Here is a 17,040-nt window from a genome sequence, read left to right as displayed (position 1 = left end):
GTTATTAAAATGATAGACCAAAACCGTAACCAATCGGGTACGAAGTCTCGACATGCTAATATCCGGGCGGGATCATGTGTACCTTTTACCATTTAATAGTTTACCAAACATTCAACATTCATTCCGGCACGCAGACGCTGCATATCGACCGGATTGTTTTCTTCTATAAATTCAATACGTACGGGTATACGTTGTTGCACTTTCACAAAATTGCCGGTAGAATTATCTTGCGGAATTAGCGAAAAGCTGGCTCCGGTAGCATCTGATATCGATTTCACTTTTCCTTTAAATACAACTCCCGGACAAGCGTCGACTTTGACATCTACAGTCTGCCCGTCATTGATGCGGGTTATTTGTGATTCTTTGTAGTAGGCAGTTACCCAAATATCATGCTTATCCACCAGATCGACCAAGATATCTCCGGCTTGCATAAATTGTCCGGTTTGAACATTCTTCCTTCCGGTAACGCCATCACAAGGGGCTTTTATAACGGTATACGAAAGGTTCAGCTTGGCCATTTCCAAATGAGCTTCCGATAGTTCCAACAAAGCCTCGGACTGACTTACCTGATGTCCGTGTTCGTCTTTTACCAACACCACCGAACGTTTCTGATGCACCAGCATATCGTAATGTGCTTGGGCGACATCTCGATTGGTTTTTATCGCCTCGTACTGTTCGCGGGTTACAGCGCCTTTGGCAAATAAAGCGTGGTACCTATTATATTCCGTCACTGCATTTTCCATTTTCACGCGTACTTCTTCGACGGAAGCATCGGACACGGAAATATTGTTTCTCGCAGTCTGCAATGACGTATACACTGCCGACTTATCGGCCCGAACTTGTTGAAAGTTAGCTTCTGCCTGTGCAACTTCCAACCGATATTCCATATCTTCGATAATGGCTAAAGTATCTCCCTTGGAAACGGGCTGATACTCGTCAAAACAGATTTCCCGAACATAGCCTTTCACTCGACAATGTACCGGCACTATCAATCTTTTCACCTGGGCATTATCCGTGTACTCTACTCTTCCCAAGTGAAGGGAGTAAATGCTCACATAAACACTGATCGCAATCACAATCAATACAACAATTCCGTTGATGATATATTTTCGATGTTTCTTTCTTTGGCTCATAGTTTTTATAAAAGTCCTGCTAGTTTTTTAAGTCTACTGTAATTATAATATATTTCGATTCGTTTGTTTGCTAGTTTCAATTCGGCGGAAAGCTGTTCGGTGCTGGCATCTAACATTTCGGTAACAATAGCCAGCCCATTGAGGTAACGTTCCGACACCACCTCATAGTTCTCATCAGCCAATTCCTTATATTCTTCCCTCACTTTGAGCTGGTTTACTGATTCAGTCCATTTCAGATAGGCCTCGTTGACCTCCATCTGCTCTCTATCGATGGTCAGCTGCAGGTTTTCTTTAGATTGTCGCCATGCACTTTCATGCAGCCGCACTTTCTTGTTGGCGGTGTAGAAAGAGGAAATAGTAAAGCGCAGTCCGACACCAAGCTGCCAATTATTCAAATTTTTATTAATTGGAGGCATGGCTGAAACAATAGGACCTTGCAAACTCTCGGAGGCCCATAGGTAAATGGAGGGACGCTTTGCCGACCGGGCATTCTCGATCTGCTGAAAGAAGATGGCTTCCTCTTTCCGAGCCGTCTTAATCCGGAATGAATTTAAGTTCACTTCTTGTTGCCATTCGGTATCACCGGTAACTTTCGCTTCGGCGTGCGGGTAAGATTCATCAGGTTGAATTTTAATGTGTGAGGGGAGCCCTGTGACTGTCAGTAGATAGTAATTCAAAGTCGTTTGCTGATTTTGAATTTTCTCCAATTCAATTTCGATATCTTTCAAATATAAACGATACCGAGTCACATCACTCTTTAGCACAGTACCTTGTTCGAAGCAAGCCCGCATCTGCTCCAGCAATTGTTCTGCCTGATGCTTGCTACTCAGGTAAATCTTCTCTTCATTGCATAGTCTGCATAAAGAAAGATACCAAGATGAAAGTGTGAAGCGTACTTCCTGCTTATTTTGTTCATGCTGTAAACGTGCTAACTGGCTCTCTAATTCACCCAGCGTAATTGCCCCCGTTATACTCCCACCCTCGTAGATCGATTGTTTGATTTCTAAAGTCATCGCATTGCCCCAATGAGGAGTAGCAACCGAAGATGCATCCGCGAAGCCGCGCGACATCAAGGTTTGATTGCCAATATAGCTACCGCCCAAAAAACTTTCAATAACCGGAAGCTTTCCGTCTTTGGCTACTCTTACCGCGCGGTCAGCCTTCTCGATCCCCACTTGTGAGACCTTTAACTGATGGCTATTTTGATCGGCTAGGGCAAAAATATCGGATAAAGAATAATGCACCTTTTCCTTATCTTTTGGAAAAACTCCTAGTGAAAAGAGAAGAAGACAGCTTATTATGACCAGATTCCTATTAACCATTTTTTTTAGAAGACAAAGGTACCGCGCTCGAGCAGACAGACAAAGTTCTGTTTAGTAACAAAATGGTTTTGTTTGAATCTATTTCTTTTTTATCTTTGCTAAGTAATTAACAGTCAATAGGTATGGGAAAGAATCTTTTTTTTACCGATTTCAAGGATATTTTATATGCCAAACATCGGAAAGAACTATCAAATCATGAAGTAACTTGCCAGGATATCGACATAGCTTGTTTCAAACCGGAACATTTCGCAACATTGTATCTGGATGCTTACGTCTATTTACTGCTAAGTGAGGGCGAGGTCTCGATTTCGGTTAATTATGAAACTCAAACGCTCAAGTCTCCCGGAATATTAGTTTTAACTCCACTGCATATTGTGCAATTTATCGAAGTAACCCCTCAAATAGCAGGCAAGCTTCTGGCGGTTAACAAGCCCTTTCTGGATATTGTTCCTTCTATGGAAAAGGTATTCAAACACCTGAACCGTAGTCTGAAGTTATACAGCAATCCGGCATTCGGGCTCCTGCCTGCCGACTATGTGACGCTAAATAACTGCATGCAAAGTATGCAAAACCGCCTCAAACAGACGAAACACATCTTTTTAAAAGAAATACTCCAAAATCAATTTGTGACTTTCCTTTTAGAATGGATTAATATCTACGAAAGTTACGCAAGCTTAAATCCATCGGAAGTAAACCTGAACCGCTCGGAACAGATACTCCAATCGTTCATCAGCTTATTAAAAGATCATTTTAAATCGGAGCACTTAGTCTCGTTCTATGCCGACAAGTTACATATTACCCCGCAATACCTTACGCTTATTGTCAAAAAGCTGACGGGACAGACCATCACTGACTTTGTTTACGAGATGCTATACAGCGAAGCTCGTATCTTACTCAGCCAATCCGACCGTACCATTCAACAGATAGCGGACGAGCTTCACTTTTCGGACTCTTCTTCTTTCTGCAAGTTTTTCAAACGCAGATCGGGAACATCTCCACTGAAATATCGATTTAATTAACTCGAGGCATATCAAGTGGTCAATTGGCTGCGCTTCTATCACAAGCACCTATTAATTACCGGCTTATCTAAATGAACGCCGGAGATCAATAGTCGTTCATTATCGTTCTCTGATTCAGTTTCTGGGAGATTAATTCTATAATTAGTCATAATTTACAAAATAAAAAAATGCTGATTCAGTATTATTGCCATATCTTTGTCGAAAATAAAGTTTAAGTAATCTCAGTTATAATACATAGTAAACCGAAAGATGGAATATAGGCTTAACAAATATATCAGTGGTTCAGGTTATTGCTCTCGACGCAAAGCTGACCAACTTATTGAAGACGGACATGTAACCATTGACGGCAAACGTGCAAGCATTGGAATGCGCGTGTTGCCCGGACAAGAAGTCAAAGTATGCGGGGAAGTCATTCAAAACGAAATCGAACCTATATATATTGCTTTTAATAAACCTGTTGGGATCGTTTCCACAACAGATACCCAGGAAGCTCATAATATCGTTGATTACATCAGCCATGAGCAACGTATATTTCCCATCGGTCGCTTAGATAAAGATTCACAGGGCTTAATTCTCCTGACAAACGATGGAGATATTGTAAACAAGATACTTCGCGTAGGAAATAATCATAAAAAGGAGTATTTGGTAAAAGTAGACAGACCGATTACCAAAGAGTTTCTGACCAAGATGGCACAGGGTGTTCCAATCCTCGACCGGGTAACTCGTCGTTGTGAGATTACCGAAATCAATCCTTATACCTTCCAAATCTCTTTGGTTCAAGGGCTTAATCGCCAGATTCGTCGTATGTGCGAGTATTTCGACTATGAGGTAGTCAAGTTGGAGCGCATCCAGATTATGAATATTAAATTGGGTAGTCTAGGGCAAGGTAGTTCGAGGAATCTAACCGCTAGCGAACTGGAAGGCTTATTCGACCTATTGGACAAATCAGAATCAGTTGCTCAATCCAAGAAGCCAACGAATAGCAATAAGGCTATGAACAAAGCTTTGGAAATGTATGATATACAACATGATCACCGCAAAGCAAATAGCGTTTACAACTTTAGCAAAACATCCAAACAAGATAAGTCTCCTGCCAAATTTACGGAAGAAGCACCCAAAGAAAAACATTCAAAAAAGAAAGCAGGAAGCGGACTACGGGTGGGAAAATCAAGAGTATCTCCCAAAAAGGCGCAAGCCAACCAACGCTCGCAACCGAAAAGAGGTAAATAGAATCGTTGCCTAACACTCGGATTAAACTACCATCTAATCCGAGAGAATGCAGAAAGTTAGGCATATAGATTAGCCTATCTGCAAGTTGCTATTTCTAGAAAAACTAGTTTTCTTCTCTCTTGTGTCTGTTTTCACTCAAATTGGTTATATGCCAGTTAGGCTGAAAAGAATGAGATACTGAGAGAGGAATTTATTTTCTAACTCGCCGTCACTTTCAAGCTTTTTTTAGAGTTTCTCGAACATAGATAAGGAAACAAAGCTATTCGTTTCGTCCTATATTTTCCTAAACCCACTCACCTCCGGAAAGCGGCATACCAACCTCTTTAAACTAGCTTGCGAAGCCTGCCGAAGACAGTATTCCGAAAAGGTCATTTTACGTGAACTTTGCACCTATTTGGAGGGTACCGATTTCCCCTTGGCAGAGCTAAGAGCGGTTTTATCATCTGGTTATAAACAAGTTATCTCTCAAAACAGTCCATCATTGACTCAGCATCCATCTGCTTCTCAAATGGACAAATGGACAAATGGACACTATGACCATATTGAAAAAGAAACAGATGCCGAAGAAAGCTATTGGCAAGGCGAAGAATTGCGTAAATCAACGCCCATATTCCCGGATGATTTGTATATAAATCTGCCCGATTTGCTCAACGACTGTATGCTCGAAGAATGCACCTCTCGCGAACGGGATATATCATTTCTATCCAACCTAACCGCACTAAGTGCCGTGCTCCCCTACACTTTCGGCATCTACAATCACAAGAAGTATTCACCTCACCTCTACTGCGTGGTCATCGCTCCGGCAGGCAGTGGCAAAAGCATCGCACAAACCGGACGTTACCTGATCGAAGATATTCATAGCCAGATTTTGGCAAATAGCGATCTACAGCAACAAAACTATAAAAGTGCACACAATGCCTGGCAAAGTCAGGCATCACACAAAAACAAAACAGAAGAAGATCAGCCTGAAGAACCTCAGACTCCTCCCTTCAAAATGCTGATTATCCCCGCCACTACCAGTTACACCCGTATGCAAATACAGATGCAGGATAACGGTTCGCAAGGAAGCATTATCTTCGATACCGAAGCACAGACTCTATCGAATGCCAATCACCTCGATTGCGGCAACTTCGACAACATCATCTGCAAATGCTTCGAACACGAAAATATCGACTCCTCCTATAAAACAAACGGCATGCGCCCCATCTACATTCGGCATCCCATGCTGGCACTCTTCCTCACCGGCACGCCGGGGCAATTGAACGGATTGCTCGAAAACACCGAGAACGGTATGGCGAGCCGCATCATCTATTATACATTTCGGGAGATGCCTTTCTGGAAAGAAATGGGCGACAACCTCATCTCCTTCGAGGAGCATTTCAAACTCCTGGCACAGCGTGTCACTCAACTATATAACTTCTGCCTGAACCATCCGGCTATGTTCCATTTCAGCAATAAGCAATGGAACCGATTAAATAAGCTGTTTGCTAAATTGCTAACCGATGTGTCGCTCGAGAACAACGATGACTTGCAGGCGGTAATCAAACGCTATGCGTTTCTGGTGATGCGTATCAGCATGATTCAAACGCGCATTCGCCAATTCGAGAACAACGATATATCACCCGATATTTATTGTTCCGACGTTGACTTCGAACGTTCTCTGCAATTGGTTCTTTGCTGTTATGAGCATAGCCGGCTACTACTTTCCTCCATGCCTTCCGGCACAACCAAACCATTAATTAATCCGGACATAAACAGGAACTTTTTCAATGAGTTACCGGAGTGCTTTACCCGGGAAGATGCTAACCAAATTGGCGCAAAATACAACTTCAATCCGCGCAAGATAAGCAGGCTACTAAACACATATACCGGACTAAAAATCAAAAAGTTAACCCATGGAGTTTATCAAAAGCTCGCAGATTAAATGGACATAGTGTCCATTTGTCCATTTGTCCATTTCAAAGCCGAAAAAAAAGATCAGGTTCTTTTTGAAAATCAACCTGATCTTTTCCCTAAAAGAGCCTGATCTTTTTGGACAAACAACCCTATCTTTTTTCGAGTTCATTCCCGTTTTTTTGTTTTCCGCTGTGCGTCAATGAGCGTCAATGTGCATACCCTCCGTCAAGCGGCATCGTATCTTTGTCAGGTAATCGATTACAAGAGTTAGTTAACACGAATAGTAATTTAAAGAAAACAGATTATGCAAAGTTATGTTATCGTTGCACGCAAAAACGGATTATATCGAATGGATTCATGAACCAACCATCCCCCTTTATAACGAGAAAAAGGAAACAGCCGTTAGAGTAAACGCATGTAAATATGATAAAAACAGCAATAAAAAAAGTATACAGATAAAACAGCGCATGTACACAAAACAAGAAGTGTGTTCAGGATGAACGAACTATGGCGTTCTATAAGACAAATCAAATAATATACAATTTATAACAGACAGCCAGACAAATAATATTCTCATCAGAATAATACAGTGATATGCCTCCATTCTTGAGAAATATGTTATTTCTCAAGAACCCTGAAATGATACCAATAATTATTGATCAAGAGGGCTCACCTTAAACCTTCAGGAATTCGATATGATCCACTTCTGGCGGGATTGTTAGACGTGAGTGCATTCCGTGTTTATCAGAAAAAAACAGAGTGTATTTTTGGATCAAGTCGAAAAGTATGTGGACGACAAACGTTAAATACAAAGCTTCGAAGTATTCTATATATCAATAAACGACAGATGTTAATTGAAATATAACGCTTTACGAAAAGATATTAGCACATTACAAAGATGCAAACGACCGGATAGTTTAACATACCCACAGAGTTTTCGGATTGCCCCTTTTAAATTCTGTAGTAGCATTTTCGATTCAGGGAAAAGAAAAACCCTCTCAGATTAATTCTAAAAGGGTTTATTGAGGTTCCTGGCGGATTCGAACCGCCGTACACGGTTTTGCAGACCGCTGACTAAGCCACTCATCCAAGGAACCTTATTTTCCGGATTGCGGTTGCAAAGGTAGTACAAAATTTGTAATTACCAACTATCCACAGCATTTTTTCTTCTTGTTTTTTTGCCCGTCACCACACTCGTGGCGCTTCTTATCCATCATATCCTTTAGTTCACAACCACTTACACAACTATCACAAGGATTCTTACTTTTTCGTGCTCGCCGAAAAAACAGTAAGAATCCATAAAGTATTCGTAGCACACAAAGTGCTACAAGTACTAATACTACCCATTCTTGCCAATTACTCATAAAAACAGACCTCCTATCTGATAAACGGTAAATGAAACAATCCATGCCAACCCGGTAGTGTATACCGCGGCGAAAAGCGCCCATTTCCAACTACCTGATTCTTGCTTTATAGCAACTAACGAAGCCACACATGGAAAATAAATAAGTACAAAAAGCATATAGCAGAATGCAACCAACGGAGTTATGGGAATACGCTCACCCAAGCTTACCGAATCAGCATCCGGACTATTAGCATATAATACTCCCATTGTACTAACCACCAACTCTTTTGCTCCTAAGCCGGATATCAACCCGATACTTAACTTCCAATCAAACCCCAATGGCTCCAACACAGGCTCTACAGCTTGCCCCAGCTGTCCAATATAGGAATTTTCTTGCTGCTCTGCTACTGTTTCATAGCCATCATGGTTCGGATAATAACCTAAAAACCAAATTATAATGGAAGCAATCATGATGATACCTCCCATTTTCTTCAAATATTGAGAACCTTTCTCCCATGTATGCCGAAAAATAGACTTGGCTGTTGGCATGCGATATGGAGGTAACTCCATTACGAAAGGAGTATCATCACCCTTAACCAGGAAACGGCTAAATAACCTCGCTAACCCAACAGCAAGCAGAATGCCGATAGCATATAAGCTAAAGAGTACCAAGCCTCCGTTTTTCGGAAAGAAAGCACCGACTAATAACAGATAAATAGGCAGACGGGCACTACACGACATCAAAGGATTGATCAGCATGGTAATAAGCCGACTCTTACGGTTCTCAATCGTACGGGAAGCCATAATAGCCGGTACATTACATCCAAATCCCATAATTAACGGTATAAATGATTTGCCATGCAGTCCCATTTTATGCATGATTTTATCCATGATAAAAGCCGCACGCGCCATATAACCGGAATCCTCCATCAAAGAAATGCAGAAATACAAGATTAAAATGTTTGGTAAGAATACGATTACTCCACCTACACCGCCCAGTATTCCATCAACCAAAAGGTCTTTAAGCGGGCCATCGGCCATGTAACTACGAATCAGGTTTCCCAATTGCTCTACAGTCCATTCGATCCCCATCATTGGATATTCTCCAAGTACAAATGTACTTTCGAACATCAAATACATAAATAAAAAGAAAATGGGATATCCCCAGATCCGATGAGTCACAATCGCATCCAACGCTTTAGTTGTTTGCTTCTGCTCCAAATGGTTATCCGTAAATGTTTCTTTCAAAGCGCCGCTAATGAAACCATATTTAGCATCGGTTATTGCCGATTCACAATCTTCGTTCACTGAAACCTGCACACGCTTTGCCATCTTATCGCGTACATGAAGTATCTCTTCTCCATTGGGTAATACGCGGACAAGATGCTCTATATCCGGATCATTTTCCAATAATTTGATAGCGAGGAAGCGAGTAGAATATCGATATCGGATAGACTCATTTTTTGCGACCTCTTCTTTAACAGCATCAATCGCCTTTTCCAAATCGGGTCCGTGATTTATATGAATATGCCGGAATACACGTTCAGGAGACTCTTTCACATAATCTTCCAGGTGTCCTTCTTCATGGTGCTTATGACCCTCCAACGAGTCATGCCATTCGGTTAGATCTTTCAGCACTTCCGCATCCATCTTTCCTCGTTTATCAAAGAAATCAACTCCTTCGTAAAGGTTGATCACTACATGAAAAAGAGTATCAACTCCCCGATTCTTTTTGCAGACAGTCGGGACCATCGGAACGCCAAACAGCTTACTCAGAAGCTTATAATCCAACGTATTCCCACTAGATTCTAATTCATCATAAATATTGAGCGCTACTACCATGCGAACATTCATATCGATCAGCTGAGTGGTAAGATATAAATTTCGCTCCAAATTAGAAGAATCTACTACATTGATTATAACGTCCGGCGTTTCGTCGATAATATGGCGACGAACATAAATCTCTTCAGGCGTATAAGCCGAAAGCGAATAAGTTCCCGGCAGGTCGACAAGCCGAAAGTGGTAACCTTCAAATTCAAAGTAACCTTCTTTGGCATCCACTGTCACCCCGCTATAGTTTCCTACATGCTCGTGAGCACCGGAAGCTAGATTAAACAGGGAAGTTTTCCCGCAATTAGGATTTCCTACCAAAGCAACATTAATCGTGCGGCGCTTTCCCAAAGCCAATCGTTTTAGATCTTCATCTTTCACTGAAAGGTCTTCGGGCAATCCCTCATGATATATTGTTTGTTCTACCTGCTTTTTAGCTTCTTCTTCACTGATGACCTCGATCATCTCAGCTTCTTGCCGACGAAGCGATATTTCATAACCAAGAACTTTATACTTTATAGGGTCTTTCAATGGAGCATTCAATAGTACTTCCACGGTCTTTCCTTTAATAAAGCCCATTTCAACGATACGTTTGCGGAAACCACCATGTCCCAACACCTTCACTATAACACCCTTCTCACCGGTTTTTAATTCGGATAAACGCATATTTATATAAATTTTGTGCAAAGATAATTCATAACTTTGGAGAGAACAAATTATTTAGACTGTTTTTAAATAGGAAGCATTTTTCTCTCTAACACCCTCCCCTACCCCCAGTATCCTTGAATAAAAGGGACAACCATACAAGTGCAATTTAAACTTTACATATCCAGCTAATTACAACGCATTTAAGAAACAGATTCACATTCAATATTAATAAACTTTTCAGTTCGATTCACCTCTTACAAAATGATAAATGATTACCTTTGCTGTTATGATAGCCAAACGCGTAATACAATTCATCGAAAAAGAAAATTTGTTCTCACCGAAAGACAAAATTCTTGTAGCACTTAGCGGTGGAGCCGATTCAGTTGCCCTCCTTCGCCTTCTTCATAATGCCGGATATCATTGCGAAGCTGCCCACTGTAATTTCCACTTGCGAGGTGCGGAATCCAACCGGGATGAGTTATTTGTAGAGAGGCTCTGCAAAGAGATAGGCGTACAACTACACACAGTTCATTTCGATACTGTGCAGTATGCATCCGAGAAGCAAATTTCCATAGAAATGGCTGCCCGGGAATTGCGTTATGAGTGGTTTGAGACAATGAGAATAACCCGTCATGCCGACGTGGTTGCCGTAGCCCACCATAAAGATGATAGTATAGAAACCATGCTGCTCAACCTGATTCGCGGTACAGGTATTGCCGGTTTGCTAGGCATTCGACCACACAATCAGGCAATTGTACGCCCGTTATTGTGTGTGAATCGGGAAGAAATCATCCAATACCTAACCAGCATTGGACAAGCATACGTTACCGATAGTACAAATTTGCAAAATGAATATACCCGCAATAAAATCCGACTGGACTTGATTCCTCTCATGCAGGAAATAAATCCGTCAATCATTGAAAGCTTATTAGAAACCGGAAACAATCTCAATGAAGTTTCTTCTATATATAATAAGGAGATTGCGGAAGGAAAAAAACGGGTGCAAACTCCTGAGGGAATTCACATTCAGCAATTATTAAATGAAGTCAGCCCACAGGCGATTCTATTTGAGATACTGCATCCGTTAGGCTTCAATCCTAGTCAGATAAAAGACATACTGGCTGCGGCAATAGGTGGACAGGCGGGCAAACAGTTCATGAGTAAAAGCCATCGAGTAATCCGGGACAGAGAGTTTCTATTGCTCGAACCTATAGGAAAAGTCACCAACCTCCCCTCTTTCGAATTAACGAAAGAAGAACAAGCCTATTCATCCGATTTCCTCATCCCTCGGGATAAGAACACCGCCTGCTTCGATGCTGATAAGCTAAATCAGGCAATTAGTATGCGAAAGTGGGAACTGGGAGATACATTCGTCCCTTTCGGAATGCAAGGCCGGAAGAAAGTAAGCGACTACATGACCGATTGCAAATTCTCAATTAGCCAAAAAGAGAATCAATGGGTACTCTGTTGTGGAGAACAAATTGCCTGGTTGATAGGTGAGCGAACAGACAATCGCTTCCGGATAGATAAAACTACCCGGCGCGTCGTCATCTATAAGCTTACACGATAGTCTGCGGAGCCTTTTGCTTTTTAAAGCAGTCGGCAAGCACAGCTGCAAAGGGAGTCTCATACACCCTTGCTCCCTGAGCGCAAACTTTCACGCAAGCACAACATCTGATACACTTCTCAGCATCGGTATGCAATTCATCTCCTTTCGCTATCGCTCCGGTGGGACAACGCTGCACACACAGCCCACAATGCGTACATTTACTCTCCTGAGATACCCAAGGGGTTCGAGGCACTGCGACTCTACTTCTCTGTAATTTTAATGCGCGACGAATAAAACGCAGCAAAGGGAAAAGCGGTTGATTAGGCTTACGGATTGAAGATACATTTATTGCACGAAGCTTATTCGGAGAATCTACTGTGCGCAACTTCTCCATCACCGTTTCAGCCCACTTACCGGCAAAAGCCAAATCATCCGAATCAGGACGCCCGGCAGCTATGGAGTGCTTATCCGTACTAAATGAATGTTCGCCGATAAAAGTAGCTCCGGCAACTACCTTAAATCCATGACTCGACGCAAAAAGATCCAGATCTTTTAAAGCCTTATCATAAGCCCGATTTCCATACACCACCACCAAGACCGCGGGAGTGTTCGTTCCTTGAATATTCTGTAAGCGTTTCATCGCCAACGGAGCGACATGTCCTCCATATACAGGAACAACAATTATAGCAAGTGAGGATGCGGGAAGTGCTATCGCATCGACAGAATGCGTAGTAAGGTCCGTTATAATAACTTGTTTTATACCGGTGCCTCGAGCAAAAGCTTCAGCTATTTTCTTCGAAGTTTGAGTTGGGGAAAAATAGATTAAATGAGCCTCGTTTAGTATCATACTATAGCAGTTTTGGATTCATAATTATAACAAAGATAGCTTTTTAGAATGAAAAAAATACTTAATTAGTAACTAAACCAAAAAAAATGCTTATCTTTGTCCCGTTGAAACATTCTACGATTCAACTTTTATATCCCTAATTCATTATAACAACAAATTATATGTTCGCTTCTCTGTGGCTACCTATCGTAGTTGTGCGCCCATATTTCAGCAAAAATATATTTAAACTCACTATACTGTTATGTATAACATTATCCAATTAAACGACAAAAGCTTGTCGGAACTCCAAGTTATAGCCCAAGAGCTAGGTCTTAAAAAAGCAGACTCCCTAAAAAAAGAAGAACTCGTTTATCGAATATTAGATGAACAAGCGATAGTTGGGGCAACTAAAAAGGTTGCTGCCGACAAACTAAAAGAGGAACGCAAAGAAGATAAGAAAAAACGCTCACGGGTCGCTACTAAAAAAGAAGACAAAGTAATATCTGCAACTAAGAATGGAGAAGTTACCAAAGAAGCCAATAAGCCAACACCTAAAGTAGCTCCCCAAGAAGTAGCCGGAAACACAACTAAAGAAGTTGCAAAAGCGGTAGTTAACACTGCCCCCAAAGCAGACAACACAAGTAAAGAAGCCGGCGCAAAAGATACAGTAGTTGCTAAAGACAGCAAACCTGCAGAAGTAGCTGCTGCCAAACAACCGGCTAAAGAGTCGGCAGATGATAAAGCCGCTAAGCGCAAAGCTCCCGGACGTCCACGCAAAAAGACAGTAGAGCCTGAAAAGAAAGTCGAGAATAAGACAGAACCTAAAAAAGAGGTAGCCAAAGTTAGCACTGAAGCCGCTACTTCGGAAGTTTTGAAACCCGAAGCTAAGCCTATTCTTAAAACCAATAAGCCTGCTGAGAGCAAAGTAGAAGAAGTGAAACCCAAGAAACCAACTCCGGTTGTTGACGAGGAGAGTAACATTTTATCGAATATTGATAACAATGACTTCATTCCAATTGAAGACCTTCCTTCTGAAAAGATAGAACTTCCTACTGAACTTTTCGGAAAATTCGAAGCTACAAAAGCCGAATTGGCACCGACTACTCCCGAACAGGCACCGCAACCGCAACAACAGCAGGCATCACAGCCTTCTCAGCAAGCACAACAACCGCTACGTCCGCGCATTGCACGCCCACACGAAAATAACAATACAAATAATAATAACCCCGCACGCAATAATCCACGCCCTTCGGCACCGCGTCCTGCACAACAAAACAATGCAAATACAGGAGACACTCCTGCACCTCAGGAACGGAAATCGCAAGAACGTGAAAAAGCATACGAATTCGACGATATCCTAACAGGAATTGGCGTATTGGAAATTATGCAGGATGGCTACGGATTCCTTCGTTCTTCTGATTACAACTACCTTTCTTCGCCGGATGATATATATGTATCTCAGTCGCAAATCAAATTGTTCGGACTAAAAACCGGAGACGTGGTAGAAGGAGTTATTCGTCCGCCGAAAGAAGGAGAAAAGTACTTTCCGCTAGTCAAGGTTTCGAGAATAAACGGACGTGACGCGGCTTTTGTACGCGACCGTGTCCCCTTCGAACACTTAACACCTCTCTTCCCGAACGAGAAATTCCAACTTTGCAAAAGAGGCTATTCTGACTCTATGTCAGCGCGAGTAGTCGATCTTTTCGCACCAATCGGAAAAGGACAGCGTGCCCTAATTGTAGCGCAACCTAAAACAGGTAAAACCATCTTGATGAAGGACATTGCTAACGCAATTGCCGCTAATCACCCCGAGGTTTACATGATTATGTTGCTGATTGACGAACGTCCTGAAGAAGTTACGGACATGGCTCGCAGCGTCAATGCAGAAGTTATCGCTTCTACTTTCGACGAACCGGCAGAACGCCATGTGAAAATCGCGGGTATCGTATTGGAAAAAGCGAAACGATTGGTAGAATGTGGACATGATGTAGTTATCTTCCTTGATTCGATCACACGCCTTGCTCGTGCCTACAATACCGTATCTCCTGCTTCCGGTAAAGTTCTTTCCGGTGGTGTGGATGCTAACGCATTGCATAAACCGAAACGTTTCTTTGGAGCAGCTCGTAATATCGAGAACGGAGGTTCATTGACCATCATTGCAACCGCTCTGATCGATACCGGTTCTAAAATGGACGAAGTGATCTTTGAAGAATTCAAGGGTACCGGTAACATGGAGCTTCAACTCGACCGCAACCTGTCAAACAAGCGTATCTTCCCAGCTGTAAACATCGTAGCTTCCAGCACCCGCCGCGACGATTTGTTGCTTGACAAAACAACACTCGACCGTATGTGGATCTTACGCAAATACCTAGCTGACATGAATCCGATAGAAGCTATGGATTTCGTAAAAGACCGTTTGGAAAAGACTAGAGACAATGACGAATTCCTTATGAGCATGAATAGCTAATCAACGACTTTTAGTTGTAAGTAATAAAAAGAGGGGCAAAGTAATCACCAATTTACTTTGCTCCTCTTTCACTTTCGTACATATTCCTACCACTTGCGTTCAAAACTACTTTACCGATCCTCCGCACCTGTTTTTTTTCCGTACTTTTGCTAAGAACCAATTATTATTTAAATCGAAACCGGAATGAAAACAATCTACATTCATGGGATTAGCTCTTTGCAGCCTAGCTGCTCAAGCACAAGAAAAACCGAATTTCCTGATTATCCAATGCGACCATTTGACGCAACGTGTTGTCGGTGCTTATGGACAGACCCAAGGATATACCCAGTCGATTGATGAAGTAGCCTCTAAAGGAGTCGTTTTCTCGAATGCCTATGTAGGTTGCCCACTCAGTCAACCATCTCGCGCAGCTCTATGGAGTGGCATGATGCCTCACCAAACCAATGTACGTTCCAATTCAGCCGAACACATCAACCCTCGTTTACCGGAAAGCACCGCTACACTGGGAAGTCTCTTCAGCCAAAGTGGCTATGAAGCAGTCCATTTCGGCAAATGTCATGATATGGGTTCATTGAGAGGATTCAAACATAAAGACCCGGTAGCCAAGCCCTTTACCGACCCGAACTTCCCGGTCAACAATGATAGTTTTCTGGATGTAGGAACTTGTGAGGATGCCGTTGCCTATCTAAGTAATCCTCCTGAAGAACCATTCATCTGCATTGCCGATTTTCTCAACCCGCACAACATTTGTGGATTCGTCGGCGAAAATGAAGGAGTCCATACGGATCACCCCATTCCCGGTGAACTTCCTCCTTTGCCCGACAACTTTGAGATTGAGAACTGGAACGATCTACCATCCCCATACAATATATATGCTGCAGTCATCGACGCATGACCCAAGCGGCTCACTGGAGCGAAACAAATTATCGTCACTATATCGCAGCATTCCAATACTATACCCAAATGGTTTCCAAACAAATCAATGAAGTTTTGGAAGCACTTTACTCCACCCCAGCCGGCAAAAATACGATAGTCGTTATTTTATCCGATCATGGCGACGGGATGGCCTCGCACCGTATGGTAACCAAACACATCAGTTTCTATGATGAGATGACCAACGTCCCGTTTATTTTTGCAGGGCCGGGCATCAAGAAACAGAAAAAGCCTATAAACCATTTGCTAACGCAACCAACAATCGACCTACTGCCGACGCTTTGTGATTTGGCTGGTATCGAAGTTCCCGCTGATAAAATAGGTATCAGCCTGGCACCTACTCTCAAAGGAGAAAAACAAGTTCAAACTCACCCGTACGCCGTATCAGAATGGCATAGCGAATATGAGCGAATTGTTACCCCGGGACGTATGGTAAGAGGTTCCAGGTATAAATACATCCACTACCTGGAAGGAAATGGTGAGGAACTATATGACATGAAGAAAGATCCGGGCGAACGCAGCAACCTGGCTACAAAATCGGCCTATCAACAGGTTTTGAAAGAGCATCGCGCAATGTTGGACGATTATATTGTTCGCACGCAAGATGACTATCGTACGCTCAAGGTGGATGCCGATCCCAGATGTCGGAATCATGCTCCGGGTTATCCCAATCATTCCGGACCGGGAGCTGCTGACATGTTGAAAAGGCCCTAACTGGCTTCTTATCCATACGTAAACAACTTGATACTGCATAAACAATAAGCATTTCCTAGTAAACGTGAATAAAACGGTTGCCTACACACAATCCGAGGAGATACCAAGTTTCAGCCCAGCGGGTTGCT

At 42.4% G+C, this 17,040-nt stretch carries 9 protein-coding genes, 1 tRNA gene and 2 pseudogenes; 6 read left to right on the top strand and 6 right to left on the bottom strand.

The window, feature by feature from the left end; genetic code table 11:
• Positions 1-92 precede the first annotated feature (92 nt).
• Both JCM10512_RS07650 and JCM10512_RS07645 read right to left on the bottom strand, forming a co-directional pair.
• The gene (locus tag JCM10512_RS07650; RefSeq protein WP_044161906.1) at positions 93-1,133 is read right to left on the bottom strand and encodes an HlyD family secretion protein; all 1,041 of its coding nucleotides are present in this window, start codon (positions 1,131-1,133) and stop codon (positions 93-95) included.
• A 5-nt stretch (positions 1,134-1,138) separates the two neighbouring features.
• Entirely contained in the window at positions 1,139-2,455 is a 1,317-nt protein-coding gene (locus JCM10512_RS07645; RefSeq protein WP_081741253.1) for a TolC family protein, read from the bottom strand.
• Between the two features lie 122 nt (positions 2,456-2,577).
• On the opposite strand from JCM10512_RS07645, the gene JCM10512_RS07640 reads away from it, so the two are divergent.
• The 3 genes and pseudogenes from JCM10512_RS07640 to JCM10512_RS07630 all read left to right on the top strand — a co-directional run.
• Positions 2,578-3,474, top strand: coding sequence for a helix-turn-helix domain-containing protein (locus JCM10512_RS07640; protein WP_044161895.1), 897 nt, complete (start codon positions 2,578-2,580; stop codon positions 3,472-3,474).
• Between the two features lie 249 nt (positions 3,475-3,723).
• Positions 3,724-4,704, top strand: a complete 981-nt coding sequence (rluF, locus tag JCM10512_RS07635; RefSeq protein ID WP_044161893.1) for a 23S rRNA pseudouridine(2604) synthase RluF — start codon at positions 3,724-3,726, stop codon at positions 4,702-4,704.
• Between the two features lie 244 nt (positions 4,705-4,948).
• A pseudogene (locus JCM10512_RS07630) lies at positions 4,949-6,628 on the top strand (DUF3987 domain-containing protein); the annotation flags it as partial.
• Between the two features lie 997 nt (positions 6,629-7,625).
• On the opposite strand, the gene JCM10512_RS07620 reads toward JCM10512_RS07630, so the two are convergent.
• From JCM10512_RS07620 to feoB, 3 genes are all read right to left on the bottom strand, one after another.
• Positions 7,626-7,697: transfer RNA gene (locus tag JCM10512_RS07620), tRNA-Cys, on the bottom strand.
• Positions 7,698-7,748: 51 nt separating this feature from the next.
• Positions 7,749-7,964: a hypothetical protein gene (locus JCM10512_RS23595; RefSeq protein WP_081741251.1), complete on the bottom strand. Its 216-nt coding sequence runs from the start codon at positions 7,962-7,964 to the stop codon at positions 7,749-7,751.
• Positions 7,961-10,441: a ferrous iron transport protein B gene (gene feoB / locus JCM10512_RS07615; protein ID WP_044161890.1), complete on the bottom strand. Its 2,481-nt coding sequence runs from the start codon at positions 10,439-10,441 to the stop codon at positions 7,961-7,963. The genes JCM10512_RS23595 and feoB overlap by 4 nt, the downstream gene beginning before the upstream one ends.
• 268 nt (positions 10,442-10,709) lie before the next feature.
• On the opposite strand from feoB, the gene tilS reads away from it, so the two are divergent.
• On the top strand, positions 10,710-11,993 hold the full coding sequence (tilS, locus tag JCM10512_RS07610; RefSeq protein ID WP_044162056.1) for a tRNA lysidine(34) synthetase TilS: 1,284 nt from the start codon (positions 10,710-10,712) through the stop codon (positions 11,991-11,993).
• On the opposite strand, the gene JCM10512_RS07605 is transcribed toward tilS, so the two are convergent.
• Positions 11,983-12,819 carry a 4Fe-4S binding protein gene (locus JCM10512_RS07605; protein WP_044161888.1) on the bottom strand — a complete coding sequence of 279 codons (837 nt, stop codon included), beginning with the start codon at positions 12,817-12,819 and terminating at the stop codon, positions 11,983-11,985. The two genes, tilS and JCM10512_RS07605, sit on opposite strands and share 11 nt — an antisense overlap.
• 241 nt (positions 12,820-13,060) lie before the next feature.
• On the opposite strand from JCM10512_RS07605, the gene rho reads away from it, so the two are divergent.
• A complete protein-coding gene (gene rho, locus JCM10512_RS07600) occupies positions 13,061-15,265 on the top strand; it encodes a transcription termination factor Rho (RefSeq protein ID WP_044161886.1) in 2,205 nt (734 codons plus the stop codon).
• A 183-nt stretch (positions 15,266-15,448) separates the two neighbouring features.
• Positions 15,449-16,912 (top strand): annotated as a pseudogene (locus JCM10512_RS07595) (sulfatase family protein).
• Positions 16,913-17,040 lie beyond the last annotated feature (128 nt).

It is taken from the genome of Bacteroides reticulotermitis JCM 10512 (assembly GCF_000517545.1).
Lineage (GTDB): Bacteria > Bacteroidota > Bacteroidia > Bacteroidales > Bacteroidaceae > Bacteroides > Bacteroides reticulotermitis.
This window is presented reverse-complemented; position numbering and strand designations above follow the sequence as displayed.